The sequence below is a fragment of the Rhodococcus zopfii NBRC 100606 = JCM 9919 genome, from assembly GCF_001895025.1.
GTDB lineage: Bacteria > Actinomycetota > Actinomycetes > Mycobacteriales > Mycobacteriaceae > Rhodococcus > Rhodococcus zopfii.
Window position 1 is genome coordinate 51,286 of sequence record NZ_BCXI01000032.1, and the last position, 15,819, is coordinate 67,104.

The following is a 15,819-nucleotide window of genomic DNA, read 5'->3' on the forward strand; positions in this document are numbered from 1 at the left end:
TCCTTCGGCGGTCTACTTGCGGGGCAGGAATCCCACCTTGTCATAGACCTGGGCGAGTGTCCGGGATGCCACGTCGCGAGCGCGGTCCGCGCCGTTGGACAGGATCCGGAGCAGTTCGGCTTCGTCGGACAGGTACTCGTCGACCTTCGCCCGCAGCGGCGTCACGAACTCGGTGAGCACCTCGGCGGTGTCGTTCTTGAGGTCGCCGTAGCCCTTGCCCTCGTATCCGGCGACGAGGTCGTCGATGTCGCGGCCGGACAACGCCGATTGGATCGTGAGCAGGTTGCTCACCCCCGGCTTGGTGTCGCGGTCGAAGCGGATCTCCCGTTCGTTGTCGGTGACGGCCGACTTGATCTTCTTCGCGGACACCTTCGGATCGTCGAGCAGGTTGATCAGACCCGCGGCGGTGTCGGCCGACTTGCTCATCTTCGACGTGGGGTCCTGCAGGTCGTAGATCTTCGCGGTGCCCTTGACGATGTGGGGTTCGGGCACGACGAAGGTCTTGCCGTACCGCTTGTTGAACCGCTGCGCGAGGTCGCGGGTCAGTTCGAGGTGCTGACGCTGGTCCTCGCCGACGGGCACCTTCTGCGCGCGGTAGAGCAGGATGTCCGCGGCCATCAGCATCGGGTAGGTGAACAGCCCGACGCCGGCGTGCTCGGCACCCTGCTTCGCGGACTTGTCCTTGAACTGGGTCATGCGGCTGGCCTCGCCGAAACCGGTCATGCAGGTCAGCACCCACGACAGTTCGACATGCTCGGGCACCTGGCTCTGCACGAACAGCACCGACCGGTCCGGGTCGATGCCCAGCGCCAGCAGCTGCGCGGCCGAGACCAGCACCCGATTGCGCAGCTCCTTCGGGTTCTGCGGGACGGTGATCGCGTGCAGATCGGGAATGAAGTAGTAGGCGTCGAACTCGTCTTGCATCGGCACCCACTGCTGCAACGCACCGAGGAAGTTTCCGAGGTGGAAGGAATCCGAGGTGGGCTGAATGCCGGACAGCACCCGAGGCCGGGCGGTCGGCGCGGTGGCGTTCTGATCTGCAGTGCTCGACATGCTCTCGATACTGTCACGCACCGGGTTCGGTGCTGCGACCGAGGTCGCCGTGCCCGGCCGCCGCGAATCGCTCCACCACGGTCGCACTGTGTTCCGCCGGAACCTGCAGGATCACCCGCAGCGGTATCTGCCCGAGTACCGCGACGAACCACGCGAGCTGGTCCGGTTCGCCGGTGAGCAGTTCGTGCGCGTCGAACACGAGCACCGACGGATCGTCGGCCTCGCGCACCTCGGACAGACACTCGTCGAAGGCGTCCTTGTTCGCACCGAAGTAGTACGGGAACTGCAGTGCCGCGGCGAACTCGTCGAACAACAGCCCGAGGGTCGTCATCCGCCGGCCGCGCACGTGCACGACGACGTGCCCGTCCTGCTGCAGTTGTTCCTCGAGGTCGGCGGCACCGGCACGGGTGGTCTCCAGCAATGTCAGGTCGGCTCGCATCAGCACATCCTCGTGAACGACTCGTAGTGATCGGCGGTGTACCACACCGATCCGTCCGCACCGGTGACGATGCGTTCGGCGTCGCGGCTGCGTCCCGGCTTCTTCGGATTGACGTCCCACTCCCGGTAGGCCGCCGGTTGCCCGTCGTCGCCGACGGCAGGCAGCTCGCCCTCGTAGTTGCCGAATCGGCGGCCGCCCTCGGTTCCCGGGGCGTCGTCCGGGGGCCAGTCGCCCGCGTCGATGAGCTCGAGGGTGTCCCACACGTGGTCCGGAATCGGTCCGGCCGGGTCGCAGGTGACGGTGTCGCCCCCGGGCGGAACCGCGGGGGACGCGGGCGGGGCCGACAGCAGCGGTGCCACGGACGATCCCGTCTCCGAGCCCCCGCAGGCCGCCACGAACAGCGCAACGAGCGCGGCCAGCAGCGCGAACAGGGCCGTCCGGGTGTGCCGGCTCACCGGAATTCGACCGTCACCGGCGCGTGGTCCGACCAGCGTTCGGCGTAGGTGGCGGCCCGTTCGACGCGGGCGGTGGTCACCAGGTCGGCGAGCGTCGGCGTCACCAGGTGGTAGTCGATGCGCCAGCCCGCGTCGGTGTCGAAGGCCTTGCCGCGGTACGACCACCACGAGTAGGGGCCGGCGACGTCGCCGTGGTGCTCGCGCACGACATCGCGCCACTGACCGGTCGCGAGGAGATCGCCTACCCATTCGCGTTCATGGGGCAGGAACCCGGACTTGCGGATATTGCCCTTCCAGTTCTTGATGTCCCGTTCGGTGTGCGCGATGTTCCAGTCGCCGCACACGAGCATGTGCCGGTCCGCCCCGACGACCTCGGCGGCGCGCTCCCCCAGGTACGCCGCAAGCGATTTCATGAATCGCTCCTTCTCGTCCTGCTTGGGGGTTTCCGCCTCGCCGGTCGGCAGGTAGAGACTTCCGACCGTCAGGTCGCCGAAGTCGGCCTCGAGGTAGCGGCCGGTGTCGGCGAAACTCTCGTCCCCGAACCCGACGCGGACCGCGTCCGCCGGAACGCGGGACAGGATCGCGACACCGGCCCGGCCCTTGGCGGAGGATTCGGCGCCGACGACCTGCCAGCCCGCGGCGAGGGCGGGAGCGATCGCCGTGTGGAACTGCTTCTCGGTCGCACGGACTTCCTGCAGGCACACGATGTCGGCGGCCGACGCCGCGAGCCATTCGAGCAGGCCCTTGGTGGCCGCGGCGCGCACGCCGTTGACGTTGACGGTGGTGATGATGCGAGGCACGCCGGTCACCGTATCCGACGCAGACGACGGATCCGGACCGGCGGGACGGTGTCGAGTCGGACGGACACGGCGAGGACAGCGACCCCCGCGAGCGCGAGCACGGACCCGACCGCGGCGGGGGCCGTGTAGCCGAGCCCGGCGGCGATGACGAGGCCACCGAGCCACGCGCCGAGCGCGTTCGCGGCATTGAGCGTGGCGTGATTCAGGGATGCGGCAAGGGACTGGGCCTCGGCGGCGACGTCCATGAGCCGGGTCTGCAGCCCCGGGATCAGTGCGGCGTTGGTTGCGCCGATCAGGAACAGCAGAACGAACGCGGTGACCGGGTGACGGGCACCGGCGACGAACAGGCCCAGCAACGTGGCGTAGACGATCATGCCGCCGATCAGGCCGGGGATCAGCGCGCGGTCGGCGATGCGGCCGCCGGCCAGACTGCCCACGACCATGCCCGCGCCGTACACGGCCAGCCCGATCGGGACCGTCGAGCGGGCGACGCCGGTGACGTCGGTGAGGGTCGTCGCCAGGTAGGTGTACAAGCTCGACAAAGAGCACCACTGAAAGAGAAGGCCCGACGTGAGCGGTCACTCACGACGGGCCGGTTGTCCGACTAGTCAGGAGTCGAACAGTGCCCCAGCATACCCATGCCCACCCGCAGGGTGGTATCCGTCGCGGCCCACGTCTGGCCGACAACTTCAGCGTCCTCTCGAACGCTCTCCTCAACGACGAACGTCTCAGCTTCCGCGCCCGTGGTCTCCTCGCCTGGTTGCTGTCCAAGCCCGCCGACTGGCACATCCGCTCCGAAGCGATCGCCGCCGCCTCCCCCCTTGAGGGCCGCGAAGCGATCCGCACCGTCATGCGCGAACTCATCGCCGCCGGCTACCTCGTCCGCGAGAAGCACCGCGACGCGGACGGCCGCTTCTCCACCATCCAAACCATCTACGAAGTGCCTGGCACCCCCGGCGAAACCCCTGAACCGCCGACGCCCAGAAAAGCGAAAGTCGGTCGGGCGCGCGACGGGAAAACGGGCGCCTTTACAAAGAACCCATCACCAAGAACTGAAACAAACAACAACCCCGCACCTCAGGCACCCACCTCACTTGGTGACGCCCTCGCCACGGTGTCGTCGTCGGAGATCACCCGAGAAGAACTCAAACGCAACCGCCAGAAGATCGCCGACCTCGAGGCCGCCACACTCGCCGTGGGCCTGCCCGCCAGCTACTCACGCATCAAACCCGACCAGAAAAGGATCCTGCTCGAGCTGATCGACCGGCACGGCATCGACGCGCTCGCCCAGGCGGCCGTGCGTGCTCACCGGCCCGAGAACCCGACCATGCACGTCCACGGCTGGATCCGCCTGTGGCAAGCGATGTCGGCATCCGGCGCCACCCGCAAGGACGAGACACCTTCGCCCGCCCAGTACAACTCCGCAAAGTGCCCCGATTGCGACGACATCGGCATGGTCATGAACGAGAACGACCTCGGCGTGCGCTGCCACTGCCGCACCACCAGGGCCGCCGCATGACCGCCGCGTTCACCACCGCACCCGCCGACGCGCAGCTCCGCGCACTCGCCGGCCAACTGCGGCACGACGCCACCATGACCAGCCTCGACACCGTCGATGGCGCCGCGGCCCGTATGCGCCGCTACGCCGAGCTCCTCGACCAGGTCGCCGCCACCCTCACCGACCAGGAGACCCCGTGACCACACTCCGCCCCCACCTGCCGTCGCGGCACACCATCGCCGTCGCAGCAATCGCCGCCGGCTTCCTCGTATTGGCCTGGCGCACCGGCCGCGGACCGTTCCGCACCATCCCCGTCAGCACCATCTACGGAGGTACCTGGTGAACACGACCACACCGCTGAACGAGGACGAGCGTCGAATCCTCAACCGCTTCGGCGCCATCACCATCTGCAGAGTCGCATCCAGCCGCGGCGACCAAGACCAATACCTCGAAGACCACTTCGGAGGCATGGGCACCCGCAGCTGCACCGTCACCTGGCCCGGCATCGGCCGCGGGCACGGACCCTTCGCACTGGTCCGCACACGGGGAATCGTCGTCGTCCGAACCGAAGACTGGGACATCATCACGGGGAAGGTCACGCAGCCGGTTCACGTCCTCACGTGGAAGCGGATCCGCGAATGGGTCGCGACCATCTCCGACGAGCTCGCCGAGCGGTGCGCAGTCGCCTCCTACGGATACGCCAATCACACGGCCTGCGCCGAACTCGCCGAGCTCCTGCTCGCGCCGACCACCCTCACCGAGACCGAGGAGCTGACCCTGTGGTGAACACCTTCCCGAAGCCGACCATGCCGAGCGGGCACACCGTCGCAGTCTTCCTCGCCGCGACAGCCGCACTCGCCGTCGCATCCGCCGCATTCACCCGCAGCTTCTCCGCGCTGTCCGCGCTCGCCGTGATGCACCAGTGGCCGGCCGACCAAGCGTGGATCCTGCCTGTCGCACTCGACGGCATGATCATCGTGCCGACCGTCGCAGCTGTCGTGCGACGTGATGCTCGCTGGTACGCCTGGTCGCTGCTCGTCGCAGGCACGATCCTGTCTGTCGCAGGCAACGGGATTCACGCCTGGCTCACCGCGATGTCGCACATTGCTGTCGGGCTCGCGGTCATCCCACCGCTCGTGACACTCGCTGCCGTGCACCTAACGATCGTGGTCGCGCGACAGGACCACGACAGAACCGCAACAACAGCAGATGAAACCACGACAGAACCCGCCGATCGCGCGACAAACCCGGACCCGACTGTCACACCCGCCGACCCGGATAGGCCGATCCGCGACACCGACCGCGACGAGACACCCCACCACGTCCGCCGACTGCGCGTCGCACCCGCGACACCGGTACAACCTGTCGCAGCACCAGGCGAGACAATCCCTGTCGCGACGCAGCAGACGCTCAGGCTCGACGTCGCACCGGTCGTCGCGGCGAAGCGCCCCGCTCGTCGCAGCACCAAGCACAACGACACAATCCGAGCCGAAGCATTGCAACGCGTCGCGGCGGGCGAGACACTCCGCGACGTCGCGGACCGGCTCGGTGTCTCGAAGGACGCGGTGTGGCGATGGAAGCGCGACGCCACTATGGCGGCGACAGTCGCAGCCGGGTGACGCCACCATCGCGACCGCAGTATCTGTGACCTGTAGTTCCTCACAAAACAGACGTAACGAACCGCGCAGTTCGTTCGATCTCGGGGCAGCGGCAACATTCGTAACGGGTTGCCGCGCCCACCTCTTCTGTTCCAACCCAGGAAAGACACCCGAAAATGACGCAGCCTCCCCAGCAGCCATACAACCAGCCCTACGGCGGGCAACCGCAGTACTACGGGCAGCAGCCCCAGCCGGGTCAGTACCCGAGCAACTTCGCACCCGTTCAGCCTCCGGCGCCGAAGAAGGGAAAGAAGTGGCCGTGGGTCGCGGGCGGTGTGGCAGCGTTCGTCGTCATCGCCGGAGTCGCCGGCGGCGGGTCCGACAAGGACGAGTCCACCACGGCAGCTGCCCCGACCACCACAACCACAACCCAGGCGCTTCCCCCGGTCGCGGCGGCAGCCGCACCGACCACAACCACCGCCGCCGTCGTCGCGGAGGTCGAGCTTCCCGAGGTTGCCGGCCGCAACGGCGAGATCGTTCGACAGGAGCTGGCGGACCTGGGACTGACGAACGTGACCCTCGGGTCGGCCGATCCGAACAGCACTTTGGTGATCATGGCCGCGAACTGGACGGCGGTGAGCATCGAGCCAGCACCCGGCACCATCGTCGCCGGAGACGATCCGGTCGTCGTGACACTGACCAAGAAGTAGCCTCGGCCCGAACGGATTCCGACATGCATGCCTCTTTTCCGTCCCGGCATCCGGTGCTCACCGGGCTCGGGGCGCTACTCGTCCTCGGCTTCGTGCTCGAGTACTGGCCGTTGATCGTGCTCGCCGGGGTGATCGCGGCAACAATGTTCGCCGGCAGCCGCCTGTGGGACCGCCATCTCCAGGTGAAGGCTCAGCAGGAACGGGCACGGGCTGCGCTGGCGGCGCGAGCCGACTACGAGCACCAGCAGTACATCGCGGGCAACCCTGTCGGATTGTTCGGTCAGTACACGCCGCACCCTGACAGCAGGCAGGAACCGCGGTAGCGCTTCACCTCATAGGGCACGGCCCCCGAACCGATGCGGTTCGGGGGCCGTGCCCTATGAGGTACTCTGCCAGAGCCCCGGACGGGCGGTTGCCTTGTTGACACCTGGTCTCCTTGGTCGTCCGGGGCTTTGCTGTCTTTAGGTCAGATCGGTGCGCGCACCCCTGCCGGGCCGGTTCGCCTGCCACTCGTCGACGGTCTCTGGAAGCCAGCCGCGGACATCACCGACCCAGGCGTCGGGCTCGGGGAGCTTGTACTTGCCGAGGGCGCCGGCGTCTTTGAGGCCGATCCGTTCGGCGAACTGCTTGCGGGAGAGGAATCTGAGCGCTGCCATGCCATGACCCTACTCATCCAACAGGTTATGTCGCAAGGTGTATCGCCTGACATCGGCACTTCTTCACGTGTTGACTTTGGTTCGTCAAGTGGGTATAGTAATTCATGTCAACAAGGCAAGACCAACCCGCAGGAGACCAACATGACCAGCATCGAGACCATCGCCCCCGAGCACCTCACCATCTACCCCTCCACCGACGAGGTCATCTACTTCGAAGACTGGATCGCTGGCGGCGCCTTCGACACCCTCCTCGAATGGGCCCGGGAAGAAGGCTTCACCCTGATCCACGACCCCGAATCGGACGAGAAGGTCACCGGGTACTTCATCTGGGACGCGGACGGCAAGCAGATCGCAATGGCCACCCTCACCAACCACTGAGAGCAGGGTGGGGCCGGGAATCCGGCCCCACCCGAGCCCCGCCCCACCCACCGGAAGGCCACCAGAATGACGCCGATCTACTCCACCCTGCTCGCCGAGTACCGCGCCGCCGGCGTGCCCATCACCCTCGTCGACGACGAGGACTGATCACCCCGCCGACTACGCTGCGACGCAGCACCCGTGGCGCCTCACCCATCACCGGGTGGGGCGCCACCCAGCCGAGAGGACCACGATGCGTACCCCCACCGCCACCGGCGCCATGACCGACGCCGAGCTCCGCGTCACCCGAGAGCGACTCGGCCTGTCCGCCGACTGGCTCTCCGATCACCTCGGCGTCCAGATCCGCACCTGGCGCCGGTGGGAGGGCGGCACCGCACCCATCCCCACCGGTGTGCGCGATGCGATCACCGCGATCACCGCGGCTGCCCTGCAGCTCACCGCCGCGCTCGCCGCGAGTGCCCGCGAGACCGGGCAGATCGTGACGTACCGCAACGACGCCGCCTATCGCGCCGCGGAGCCGGATTCGACGTACCCGTCAGGATGGCATCGGGCCGCCGCGGCAGCCGCCGCAGAGTCCGCCGGCACGGACGTGAGCGTCGTGTACCACGACGTCCCCGTCGACCAGTAGCTCCAGACCGAGAAACGACAGCGCCCCCACCGGGAGGTGGGGGCGCTGCCATGTCACGACTCGGGCACACCAGGTTCATTCGTTAACCTAACGAACCCATCCGGTTCGGATCGAAAGACCCCGGATGGGCCTCAGCTCGACGGCCACTGCCACGCTGCCGAGCGCACCTCGGCGTCGTTGGTTCGTACCGTCACGGTCAGATAGCCACCGACCAGCTCGACATCCATTGTGCTGCCATCCACTTCGCTCAGCGTCACGGTCTGCACGGTTCCTCCATCATTCGAAGTACAGGTAGGTGTTGCTCGCGCCGGCCTGGATCGTCGGCGTCCCGGCGTAGGTCGAGGACTCGGCCTCCATGGTCAGGGCGTCCCCGGCCGCGAGAGTGACCGACACCGACCCGGACTGCGTGCTCCCGGACTTCGCAGAGGTGTAGATCACGGTGCCGTTCTTCTTGATCCTGAACGCAACCGCCGGCACGGTGCCGCCTGTGATCGTGATCTTCCCGTACACAGTGACCGTCGCCGGGCCGTCCGCGACGAGTGCGTTCGACACGATCGACGTCGACGGGTACCCGGACCGCGCCGTCCAGCCGGTGACCGGCACGTACGACGTCGGGCACGACTGGGTGCCGGACTTGTCCATACCCATCGGCGACCAGCTCGGCGCCTCGGTTGTCACCGTCGGCGCCAGCAACTCCAGCGCCGTCGTCAACACCGGAGCCTCCACATACCCGGGCGTCGGCGTCAGATCCAGATCACCGAACGCCCAGTTGTCCATGGTCCCGGAATTCGAGAAGTTGGCCCGCTGCAGGGCCAGACCACCGAGCCGCCCCGTCGTCGGGACGACGCTGCCGGTGTCGATCCACTGGATCTTCTCCACCCCGTCGACGTAGCCGGTGTAGACGTTCCCGATCGCGGTGAACCGCAGCCGCTTACCCGCCAGGGTCGTGCCGGACGCGACATCGCCGGTGCGGTTGACACCGCCCGCGCCCTTCCACCCGGTCGTGGTGAAGATCGCGAGATTGGTTCCGATCCAGGTGAGGATCACACCCACACCAGAGGAGCTGTAGCGCAGCATGATTCCCGAGCTACGCTCGCCGCCGGTCACCATGTCGCACTCGGCGTACTGCTCGCTGGTCAGGCACGGATTGACCCAGGTGCACTCGTAGTAGCCGTCGGTGGTGCCACCGACCGCGACCTGGTTACCCGAGACCTTCGGGAAGCTGCTGCCGTTTCGGTACGTCCAGTTCGACCCGAGCACACCGTCGGACCGGTTGAAGTCGTCGGCGTAGTCGACACCCGGGTCGACCGCCGACACGATCGGCGCCGGCATCGTGACGGTGGCCTCGAGAACGGGCGCGGTGATCGTCGCGCCCGCGCGGACCTCGGGCGCCGGCAGCTGCGCCGACACCCCGAGTGCCGGTGCCTGCACGGTCGCGCCGGCGCTCACCGTGGGCACCGGCAACCCCGCAGCCACCTCGAGTACCGGCGCCGCGACAGTGGCGCCCGCGCGGAGCTCCGGCACGGTCAGCGCGGTAGTCAGGGTCAGCACCGGCGCCTCGACGGTGGCCGGCACCTGCACCTGCGGCGCCAGCAACTCGACCATGACCATCATCGGCGGGGCATGGACCGTCCCGGCGACATCGACACCGACACCCGGTTCGAGCAGCTCCACCGTCGAGGACAGCACCGGTGCGGTGATCGTGGCACCCGCACTGACCGTCGGCGCGAGCAGCTCCACCACCGACGTCAGCACCGGCGCGTCGACACCGCCACCGCCACCGGGCACCGGAGTCGGCATCTGCACCCCGGCGACCAGCAGCGGCGCGGTGACGGTCGCCGCGGCCCGCACCGACGGGGCGGGCAGCACCAGCGACGAGGCCAGCACCGGCGCGTTGATCAGCGCCGGTACCGTCCCGTCCCACACCAGATGATCGACACCGTCAGCGTCGACCCAGTGCACCCGCACGACGTGGTTCTCGGTGCCGGCCGCGTCGATCCAGCGCAGCGCTACGGCAGGTTTGCCGTTGCGGAAGATCGCCATGTCACGGCGTCGACTGGGCCAGAATCCCGGCGGGATTCCACACGATCTGGAAAGGCGCGTTCGTCGCCGGGATGTCGGCTTCGAAGTCGACGTACCCGACGAGCGGTTTCGTCGCCGCCGTCGCCGGGGTGTCGTCGTAGATCACCGCGTACCGCGCGGTGAACGTCGACCCGGGCCACACCACGTCGTCGGCGTCGAACTTGAAGGTGTTCGTCGCCGCGTCGTAGGTCGCAGTGACGGTCGCCAATGTCGCACCACCGGCGGTGTACCCGGTGCCGGCCACCTCACCGGTGACCTGCGACTTGTACTGGTGGGTGTCCTGATTCGGTGTGTACGCCGCGGTGCACAGCATCACCTTGAAGGTGTCGCTGTCGAGGTCCACCTCTTTGTTCGCGAGGGACTTGAGGAACAGCCCGAACACTTTACCGATCGCCATAGCATAAAAACCTTTCTCGCACAGCATGATTCAGAACAGGATGTAGAGGGTTTCGGGATCCTTCGGCGCCGACGCGTAGTCGGCAAGCGGCATCGCCTTCCCCCGCGCCAGACCACCGGCGTTGCGCATGAACCCGGTCATCCACGCGGTGTTGTCGGGCTCGGTGGCCGCGTCGATCAGCGGCCACAGCTGCACCGGGGTATCGCTGTCGGGGATGGTGATGCGGTAGTCCGCGCGCATGCCGCCGGACAGGTGCAGCACCGCGGGCCCGGGCTCGAGATCGTCGGTGGTGAGCACCCCGTACTCGGCGGTGTAGCGGCGCGCCCGGATGGTGACGACGCCGCCGCCCAGCCCGCCGCGCACCGTGGGGGTTTCGAAGGTGAACACCGTCGCGTCGTCGACGCCGGCGATGTCGCGGATGTTGCCGGTCACGATGGTCATGTCAGCACCGCCATCTGCAGTAGCCATGCCCACCACCAGATGAACCAGGTCACGTCGCGCTCCTATCCAAGGTCACCGCCGTCGGGTACGTCGTCGGCGTAGTTGATGTGGTTCACATCCCTCGACCAGCGGGTGGCGATCAGCGAGGACCGCTTGGTGCCGCCGAGGATCTTGCAGGTCGTCTCGCTGATCACGCCCTGATAGATCGGCTCGTACCGGATCGCCAACCGCACGTGCACCCAGTGATCGGGGGCCGCCGGATCGTCCTCCGGCGGCATGTTCTCCAAAACGAAGGTGTGCGTGAACGCCCCGGACCGGGGGGCGTTCTGCTGGGCCAGGCCCTGGGAGTTGATGGCGATGTCCGAGACCAGGTCGAACTGCTTGGCGGTGATCACCGCGCCCTGGTCGTCGACGACCTCGAGCGCCACCTTCGGGAAGATCGGACTGTAGGTGTTGTAGAAGATCGGTGTCGTGCCGACGTAGTAGAACTGCAAACCGATCGACATGCCGGTCACGGTGAAGTGGGTGTCGACGCGCCACAGCCCGCCCTTCTTCAACGTGAGCCACCCGGTCCGCTCGTCCGGCGCGGTCACCGCGACCCCTTTCACCGGCCCGAGCTGCGCGTCGAACGGCAACACCACCCACTGGTTGTAAGGGATGTTCCAGTTCTTGCTCATCACCGCCGACCCGTATCCGGATGCCTGCTCGATCAGATCCAGACGGTTGCGCAATGCGTTCTGCCCGTCGGTCATCCACGCCGGTGTCGAGTCCTGACGTTGCTTGAACAGATTGAACAGGTCCACCGCTTCGAGCAGCTTGGCGCGGGGGCCGGCGACCTGCATCTCGATCAGCTGCGCCTGGGACAGGCCGGCCATCTCCTGGCCCATGCGGTCGCCGAACTGCCAGGCCCCGTCCGGTGCGGCCTGGTTCGGGGTCGTCATCCGAGATCACCACCGTCCGGCGCCTCGTCCAGCACCAGCGCGTTCGTGGTGCGGTTGTCCCACTTGTTCACCGACAGTGCACTACGGACGGTGCCACCGAAAATCTTGAGCCGGTTGGTTCGGTTGTGTTTGACCCTCGCCCGCACCACGTAGTTGTTGTCGTCGGGGATCACGAACGTGATCGAGAACGACGCGGTCTCCGACCCGGACGGGGTGAGCACCATGTCGTACTGGTGCTCGGTGAACACCAGGCCCGTGGCCAGGTTCATCACCGACACGTAGACCTCGGCCTGGAAGTTCGAGTTGGTCATCTTGTCGGCGGTGACATGCAGATCAGCACGCCACAAACCTCGCGTCGCCAACCGGATTCCGTTGCCTCCGTGTGGGAAAGCACCCTTCTCCGGACCTAGCTGGGCGTCGAACGGCAGCGTGATCAGCTGGTTCTGCACCACGTTCCAGTTCTTCGACATGAAGACCTGGCAGTAACCCGACACCCCTTCGAGCAGCTCGGTCCGTTCGTTGAGTTCGAGCTGCCCGTCTTGGAACTGGGTGCGGATGTCGTTGAGGTCGAAGACGACACCGTTCCATCCGTTGCTGGCGGTGTTCAGATCGGAACGCGCCTGTCCGGTCATCATGGCGATGACGTCCGCGGTCGTCATCCCCGTGTACTCCTGGCCCATGCGATCGCCGAACTGCCAGGCCCCGTCCGGCGCGTTCTGTCCCGGGGTCGTCACCTCAAATCTCCTCGGTGAGACCCTCGGGGATCACCGGCCGCGTAGCGGGCGGCTGCTGCCCCGGGGCGTGGTGTCCGAGGAACGCATCGAGGTGTTCGATGTGCCGCAGCAGCTGCCGGATGAACCGGATCGCCTCACGGAACTTCGCGCGGTCCTCTTCCCGACCGGCCTTCAGCTCGGCGACTTCGGCCTGCAGCTTCTTCACCACGGTTGCCTGCCGGGCAGTCCACGCACCGAGAACTGTCGTCGCGGCGATGCCCAGTGCCTGGATACGATCGGGCGCGAGCAGCGCGAGCAACCACTCCCCCATCAGCGATCCTTCGGTGGGTCGATCAGACGCTGCACATAGGCCATCACCGCCATCAGCGCTGCTCCCCCGGCCGTGCCGGCGATCGCCTTCCACGCACCGCCGGTCGACAGGTCGAGGGTGCCGGTGCCGAGCAGCTCTGCGACGGCCAGCAACACCGCGATCAGCACAGTGGCGGCCGCGCCCTGGACGGTGGTGCGCAGCGCCCGTTCCCGGGCATCGGTCTTCGGGTCCGGTGCCGGCGCCGGTGCCGGTGGGGCGGGCACGCCGGTGCCCATCCGTGCCGCGACCTCGGCTGCAACCCGCTCGGTGATGGGCACGATCGCGGCCTCCACGATCTTCTCGGCGATGGCGGGCAGGTCCTCGAGGACGCGTTCGGTCACCAAATCGACGACGTTCCTCTCGCTCATGACAGAACCCCCAGCAGCTTCTGCACGTCGGTCTCGGCGGTGGTGCTGCGGTAGGTCAGCACGAACACCGCGGTACCGGCCGCGTCCTTCGCCAGGGAGACCTGAGCGAAGACGCCGGACCATGGGGCACCGTCACGATCGACAGTCACGTTCAGCAGCCGTGCCACCGACTCCAGGGAACCGAAGACACCGTCCATCATCTCGTCCGTTGCCGGGACCTCGATGTCGAGGAAGGTGTCGTTGTCGCGGAACGTGCTGGGCAGTTCCCGCGTCGCCGTGGGCGCGAGGTGCTCGTCCCAGAAAATGTGTGACCGGGTGTCGACGTCGGTGCTCATGCGCTGGTGTCCTTTCGTGTGGCACGGCCGCGTCTGGCCGGCGCTGCGTCGGGCGTGTCCGGTGCGGCGGGATCGCCGGCGCGGGCGATCGCCGCGTTGGACCAGAACATGACCTCCTCGAGGTGGGTCAGCGCCAGCGCCTTCTCGCGGCCGCCGGGCACCCGTGCGTCGAGCGTGTGCGCCAAGGTCTTGCACGCCTCGCGGATGCTGGTGTGCTCGCCGCGTTTCTCCGCGGTGGTGGCCGGGTGGAAGTCGAACCGGTTGTTGATGTCCGCCGCCGAGGTGGGGCTGGAGTGGTCGGTCACGGTAAGGCTCCTTACGTGGGGTAGCGCTCGGACCGGTCGTCGCGCAGAATCCGCGCGTACCGTCGGCCCCAGCAGGTGATGGACAACACGAATGCGAAGCCGACAGCCAGGGGTGTCACTGCACACCGAGCCGCAGCCAGGTGGCCGGGCCGACGATGCCGTCGACGGGCAGGCCGGCGCGCCGCTGGAATTCCCGCACCACCGACTCGGTCGCGGGCCCGAAGTCGCCGTCGACGACGAGCGTCGAGTACGCCGGGTACGCGCGGTTGAGCAGCGACTGCAGGTAGCGCACGTGGTCACCGACCCCGCCGCGGGACAGCGTCGGCCGCGGCGACGTCGGCCCCGGTGCCGGAGCGGGGGCTGGGTCGGCCGGGCCCGGGCTGTAGATGCCGAGGTGCCCGGCGTCCAGCTTGGCCGCGAACGCGGCGATCCGATTGTCGCCCTCCGGGTATCCGATCTGGTAGTGCATCTCGTCGGCGCGTCCCCAATCGGCGCCCCAGAACACCGTGCCCTCGAACAGGCGCAGCCCGGCGCGCACCTTCACGATGCGAGCGCGGGGCATCGACCGCAGACCCCACGGGTACTTCGGCGCATTGATGTCGACCGCGGTGCCGGACAGGTGATTCGAGTTACCGACGGCGTTCTCGTTGGACCATCCCCACACCGGGGAGGTGAGCGGTTCGACGTTGCGGTGGTACCAGATGATCCACGCGTTGAGGATCGTCGCGGCGTCCCCGGCCCGGATCGGCGCGGTGTTGGTGTACGGCAGCGGGTTCGCCACGACGCACTCGTCGCGGTTGCACATCCGCCAGCCGTTCTCGGAATACTTGTTGCCGTACGCGATTCGGAAACTCATCGACTCTCGTCCTCTCCGGGATCGAATGATTCGTTCAGGCGGCGCAGCACTTCGTGGATGCGCTCGCGGCGGCCGGCGTCGGGGACGAGGTAGTCGCACCCGACGCTCAGCACCGGGATCAGCCCCGTCTCGGCGAGACCGTCGGGCACCGGCACGATCCCGCCGGTGGCGAACTCGGCCATCACAGTCCCTTCCATTTCGGATTGCGCAGGATCTGCTGGCGTTTCTTGCCGAGCATCTCGGCGGCGAGGACCCGGCTGCGTTCCGCGTCGTCCGCAGCGCCCCACTCGAGGTAGGTGTTCACCGACGCGACGGTGTGGTCGGACGGGTTGAACGGGGCCCGCGACACACTGGCCTTGTCCGGTTCCGGCTCGGCGCGTTTGAGCACGCCGGTGTAGTACATGCGCTCGGCCATCGCGGCCTGCTCGTGCGGGGTGTGCGCGGCCGGGTCGGGAATGGTGAAGGGCTCCAGGTCCGGCTCGTCCATGTCGCACCAGTCCCCGTGGTTGAGGTAGTGCTGTTGGCCGCGGTACGGCGGCCGGAAGCGCTTGCGCTGCTGGGGTAGCTGGTCGACGTGGATGAACCCGTCCTCGTTCGCCAGTGCCCGGATCTGATCGACGTGCCGGTATCCAGCGTCGTCGAGACGTTGGGACCATTCCGGGATCAGTTTGTGGTCCGGGGTGAACGTCTGGTCCTGCCCGAACGGCAGATCCGTGAACACCCACTGGTGGGCCTGGTCCGGTTTGCTCTGGTCACAGTTGCTCTGCAGCGCCAGGCGCATGGGCGGTCCTCTCTC

At 67.5% G+C, this 15,819-nt stretch carries 27 protein-coding genes and 1 pseudogene; 9 read left to right on the forward strand and 19 right to left on the reverse strand.

Features of this window, described 5'->3' with window-relative positions:
• Positions 1-12: 12 nt before the first annotated feature.
• From trpS to RZ1_RS19980, 5 genes and pseudogenes are all read right to left on the reverse strand, one after another.
• Positions 13-1,053 carry a tryptophan--tRNA ligase gene (trpS, locus tag RZ1_RS19960; protein WP_072814329.1) on the reverse strand — a complete coding sequence of 347 codons (1,041 nt, stop codon included), beginning with the start codon at positions 1,051-1,053 and terminating at the stop codon, positions 13-15.
• 13 nt (positions 1,054-1,066) lie between these two features.
• Entirely contained in the window at positions 1,067-1,492 is a 426-nt protein-coding gene (locus tag RZ1_RS19965) for a barstar family protein (RefSeq protein WP_083583807.1), read from the reverse strand.
• Positions 1,492-1,947 (reverse strand): guanyl-specific ribonuclease, encoded by a 456-nt coding sequence (locus RZ1_RS19970; RefSeq protein WP_072814250.1) that lies wholly within the window; start codon positions 1,945-1,947, stop codon positions 1,492-1,494. The genes RZ1_RS19965 and RZ1_RS19970 overlap by 1 nt, the downstream gene beginning before the upstream one ends.
• Complete coding sequence (locus RZ1_RS19975) at positions 1,944-2,747, reverse strand: exodeoxyribonuclease III (protein ID WP_171061535.1); 804 nt, start codon at positions 2,745-2,747, stop codon at positions 1,944-1,946. Before RZ1_RS19975 ends, RZ1_RS19970 begins: the two co-directional genes overlap by 4 nt.
• 5 nt (positions 2,748-2,752) lie before the next feature.
• Positions 2,753-3,283: pseudogene (locus tag RZ1_RS19980) on the reverse strand (MFS transporter); the annotation flags it as partial.
• Between the two features lie 86 nt (positions 3,284-3,369).
• On the opposite strand from RZ1_RS19980, the gene RZ1_RS19985 reads away from it, so the two are divergent.
• The 7 genes from RZ1_RS19985 (at position 3,370) to RZ1_RS20010 (ending at position 6,876) form a co-directional block, all read left to right on the forward strand.
• Entirely contained in the window at positions 3,370-4,266 is an 897-nt protein-coding gene (locus RZ1_RS19985) for a hypothetical protein (protein ID WP_072814253.1), read from the forward strand.
• Positions 4,263-4,445, forward strand: a complete 183-nt coding sequence (locus RZ1_RS19990) for a hypothetical protein (protein ID WP_072814254.1) — start codon at positions 4,263-4,265, stop codon at positions 4,443-4,445. Before RZ1_RS19985 ends, RZ1_RS19990 begins: the two co-directional genes overlap by 4 nt.
• Complete coding sequence (locus RZ1_RS30585; RefSeq protein WP_169918015.1) at positions 4,442-4,588, forward strand: hypothetical protein; 147 nt, start codon at positions 4,442-4,444, stop codon at positions 4,586-4,588. The genes RZ1_RS19990 and RZ1_RS30585 overlap by 4 nt, the downstream gene beginning before the upstream one ends.
• Positions 4,585-5,031 carry a hypothetical protein gene (locus tag RZ1_RS30590; protein ID WP_072814255.1) on the forward strand — a complete coding sequence of 149 codons (447 nt, stop codon included), beginning with the start codon at positions 4,585-4,587 and terminating at the stop codon, positions 5,029-5,031. The genes RZ1_RS30585 and RZ1_RS30590 overlap by 4 nt, the downstream gene beginning before the upstream one ends.
• Positions 5,028-5,864 (forward strand): helix-turn-helix domain-containing protein, encoded by an 837-nt coding sequence (locus RZ1_RS20000; RefSeq protein WP_169918017.1) that lies wholly within the window; start codon positions 5,028-5,030, stop codon positions 5,862-5,864. The genes RZ1_RS30590 and RZ1_RS20000 overlap by 4 nt, the downstream gene beginning before the upstream one ends.
• Before the next feature lie 155 nt (positions 5,865-6,019).
• Positions 6,020-6,553: a hypothetical protein gene (locus RZ1_RS20005; protein WP_072814257.1), complete on the forward strand. Its 534-nt coding sequence runs from the start codon at positions 6,020-6,022 to the stop codon at positions 6,551-6,553.
• Between the two features lie 23 nt (positions 6,554-6,576).
• Positions 6,577-6,876 carry a hypothetical protein gene (locus RZ1_RS20010; RefSeq protein ID WP_072814258.1) on the forward strand — a complete coding sequence of 100 codons (300 nt, stop codon included), beginning with the start codon at positions 6,577-6,579 and terminating at the stop codon, positions 6,874-6,876.
• 138 nt (positions 6,877-7,014) lie between these two features.
• Here the strand turns inward: RZ1_RS20010 and RZ1_RS20015 are convergent, their stop codons facing one another.
• On the reverse strand, positions 7,015-7,209 hold the full coding sequence (locus RZ1_RS20015) for a hypothetical protein (RefSeq protein ID WP_072814259.1): 195 nt from the start codon (positions 7,207-7,209) through the stop codon (positions 7,015-7,017).
• A gap of 141 nt (positions 7,210-7,350) precedes the next feature.
• On the opposite strand from RZ1_RS20015, the gene RZ1_RS20020 reads away from it, so the two are divergent.
• Together RZ1_RS20020 and RZ1_RS20025 are read left to right on the forward strand one after the other, a co-directional pair.
• The gene (locus tag RZ1_RS20020; protein WP_072814260.1) at positions 7,351-7,587 is read left to right on the forward strand and encodes a hypothetical protein; all 237 of its coding nucleotides are present in this window, start codon (positions 7,351-7,353) and stop codon (positions 7,585-7,587) included.
• A 232-nt stretch (positions 7,588-7,819) separates the two neighbouring features.
• On the forward strand, positions 7,820-8,215 hold the full coding sequence (locus tag RZ1_RS20025; RefSeq protein WP_072814261.1) for an Aca2/YdiL-like domain-containing protein: 396 nt from the start codon (positions 7,820-7,822) through the stop codon (positions 8,213-8,215).
• Positions 8,216-8,346: 131 nt separating this feature from the next.
• Here RZ1_RS20025 and RZ1_RS31685 read toward each other — a convergent pair whose 3' ends face one another.
• The 13 genes from RZ1_RS31685 to RZ1_RS20085 form a co-directional block, all read right to left on the reverse strand.
• Positions 8,347-8,481 carry a hypothetical protein gene (locus tag RZ1_RS31685; RefSeq protein ID WP_280522834.1) on the reverse strand — a complete coding sequence of 45 codons (135 nt, stop codon included), beginning with the start codon at positions 8,479-8,481 and terminating at the stop codon, positions 8,347-8,349.
• A gap of 10 nt (positions 8,482-8,491) precedes the next feature.
• A complete protein-coding gene (locus RZ1_RS20030; protein WP_072814262.1) occupies positions 8,492-10,258 on the reverse strand; it encodes a hypothetical protein in 1,767 nt (588 codons plus the stop codon).
• A gap of 1 nt (position 10,259) precedes the next feature.
• Positions 10,260-10,694, reverse strand: a complete 435-nt coding sequence (locus RZ1_RS20035; RefSeq protein WP_072814263.1) for a hypothetical protein — start codon at positions 10,692-10,694, stop codon at positions 10,260-10,262.
• A 30-nt stretch (positions 10,695-10,724) separates the two neighbouring features.
• Complete coding sequence (locus RZ1_RS20040) at positions 10,725-11,135, reverse strand: hypothetical protein (RefSeq protein WP_072814264.1); 411 nt, start codon at positions 11,133-11,135, stop codon at positions 10,725-10,727.
• Between the two features lie 62 nt (positions 11,136-11,197).
• A complete protein-coding gene (locus RZ1_RS20045) occupies positions 11,198-12,076 on the reverse strand; it encodes a hypothetical protein (RefSeq protein ID WP_072814265.1) in 879 nt (292 codons plus the stop codon).
• The gene (locus RZ1_RS20050) at positions 12,073-12,810 is read right to left on the reverse strand and encodes a hypothetical protein (RefSeq protein WP_072814266.1); all 738 of its coding nucleotides are present in this window, start codon (positions 12,808-12,810) and stop codon (positions 12,073-12,075) included. The genes RZ1_RS20045 and RZ1_RS20050 overlap by 4 nt, the downstream gene beginning before the upstream one ends.
• Before the next feature lies 1 nt (position 12,811).
• The gene (locus RZ1_RS20055; RefSeq protein WP_072814267.1) at positions 12,812-13,120 is read right to left on the reverse strand and encodes a hypothetical protein; all 309 of its coding nucleotides are present in this window, start codon (positions 13,118-13,120) and stop codon (positions 12,812-12,814) included.
• A complete protein-coding gene (locus tag RZ1_RS20060) occupies positions 13,120-13,527 on the reverse strand; it encodes a hypothetical protein (RefSeq protein WP_072814268.1) in 408 nt (135 codons plus the stop codon). Before RZ1_RS20060 ends, RZ1_RS20055 begins: the two co-directional genes overlap by 1 nt.
• Positions 13,524-13,862: a hypothetical protein gene (locus tag RZ1_RS20065; RefSeq protein ID WP_072814269.1), complete on the reverse strand. Its 339-nt coding sequence runs from the start codon at positions 13,860-13,862 to the stop codon at positions 13,524-13,526. The genes RZ1_RS20060 and RZ1_RS20065 overlap by 4 nt, the downstream gene beginning before the upstream one ends.
• Positions 13,859-14,167, reverse strand: a complete 309-nt coding sequence (locus RZ1_RS20070) for an Acb2/Tad1 domain-containing protein (RefSeq protein ID WP_218020472.1) — start codon at positions 14,165-14,167, stop codon at positions 13,859-13,861. The genes RZ1_RS20065 and RZ1_RS20070 overlap by 4 nt, the downstream gene beginning before the upstream one ends.
• A gap of 115 nt (positions 14,168-14,282) precedes the next feature.
• Entirely contained in the window at positions 14,283-15,023 is a 741-nt protein-coding gene (locus tag RZ1_RS31425) for a peptidoglycan-binding protein (RefSeq protein ID WP_072814270.1), read from the reverse strand.
• Entirely contained in the window at positions 15,020-15,205 is a 186-nt protein-coding gene (locus RZ1_RS20080) for a hypothetical protein (protein ID WP_072814271.1), read from the reverse strand. Before RZ1_RS20080 ends, RZ1_RS31425 begins: the two co-directional genes overlap by 4 nt.
• Entirely contained in the window at positions 15,205-15,804 is a 600-nt protein-coding gene (locus RZ1_RS20085; RefSeq protein WP_072814272.1) for a phage gene 29 protein family protein, read from the reverse strand. Before RZ1_RS20085 ends, RZ1_RS20080 begins: the two co-directional genes overlap by 1 nt.
• Positions 15,805-15,819 lie beyond the last annotated feature (15 nt).

Excerpts from the sequence above, each read along its gene's own strand:
- trpS (WP_072814329.1), bottom strand. The coding sequence starts at position 1,053 with ATGTCGAGCACTGCAGATCAGAACGCCACCGCGCCGACCGCCCGGCCT.
- RZ1_RS19965 (WP_083583807.1), bottom strand. The coding sequence starts at position 1,492 with ATGCGAGCCGACCTGACATTGCTGGAGACCACCCGTGCCGGTGCCGCC.
- RZ1_RS19990 (WP_072814254.1), top strand. The coding sequence starts at position 4,263 with ATGACCGCCGCGTTCACCACCGCACCCGCCGACGCGCAGCTCCGCGCA.
- RZ1_RS20005 (WP_072814257.1), top strand. The coding sequence starts at position 6,020 with ATGACGCAGCCTCCCCAGCAGCCATACAACCAGCCCTACGGCGGGCAA.
- RZ1_RS20010 (WP_072814258.1), top strand. The coding sequence starts at position 6,577 with ATGCATGCCTCTTTTCCGTCCCGGCATCCGGTGCTCACCGGGCTCGGG.
- RZ1_RS20015 (WP_072814259.1), bottom strand. The coding sequence starts at position 7,209 with ATGGCAGCGCTCAGATTCCTCTCCCGCAAGCAGTTCGCCGAACGGATC.
- RZ1_RS20020 (WP_072814260.1), top strand. The coding sequence starts at position 7,351 with ATGACCAGCATCGAGACCATCGCCCCCGAGCACCTCACCATCTACCCC.
- RZ1_RS20025 (WP_072814261.1), top strand. The coding sequence starts at position 7,820 with ATGCGTACCCCCACCGCCACCGGCGCCATGACCGACGCCGAGCTCCGC.
- RZ1_RS20030 (WP_072814262.1), bottom strand. The coding sequence starts at position 10,258 with ATGGCGATCTTCCGCAACGGCAAACCTGCCGTAGCGCTGCGCTGGATC.
- RZ1_RS20035 (WP_072814263.1), bottom strand. The coding sequence starts at position 10,694 with ATGGCGATCGGTAAAGTGTTCGGGCTGTTCCTCAAGTCCCTCGCGAAC.
- RZ1_RS20040 (WP_072814264.1), bottom strand. The coding sequence starts at position 11,135 with ATGACCATCGTGACCGGCAACATCCGCGACATCGCCGGCGTCGACGAC.
- RZ1_RS20045 (WP_072814265.1), bottom strand. The coding sequence starts at position 12,076 with ATGACGACCCCGAACCAGGCCGCACCGGACGGGGCCTGGCAGTTCGGC.
- RZ1_RS20055 (WP_072814267.1), bottom strand. The coding sequence starts at position 13,120 with ATGGGGGAGTGGTTGCTCGCGCTGCTCGCGCCCGATCGTATCCAGGCA.
- RZ1_RS20060 (WP_072814268.1), bottom strand. The coding sequence starts at position 13,527 with ATGAGCGAGAGGAACGTCGTCGATTTGGTGACCGAACGCGTCCTCGAG.
- RZ1_RS20065 (WP_072814269.1), bottom strand. The coding sequence starts at position 13,862 with ATGAGCACCGACGTCGACACCCGGTCACACATTTTCTGGGACGAGCAC.
- RZ1_RS31425 (WP_072814270.1), bottom strand. The coding sequence starts at position 15,023 with ATGAGTTTCCGAATCGCGTACGGCAACAAGTATTCCGAGAACGGCTGG.
- RZ1_RS20080 (WP_072814271.1), bottom strand. The coding sequence starts at position 15,205 with ATGGCCGAGTTCGCCACCGGCGGGATCGTGCCGGTGCCCGACGGTCTC.
- RZ1_RS20085 (WP_072814272.1), bottom strand. The coding sequence starts at position 15,804 with ATGCGCCTGGCGCTGCAGAGCAACTGTGACCAGAGCAAACCGGACCAG.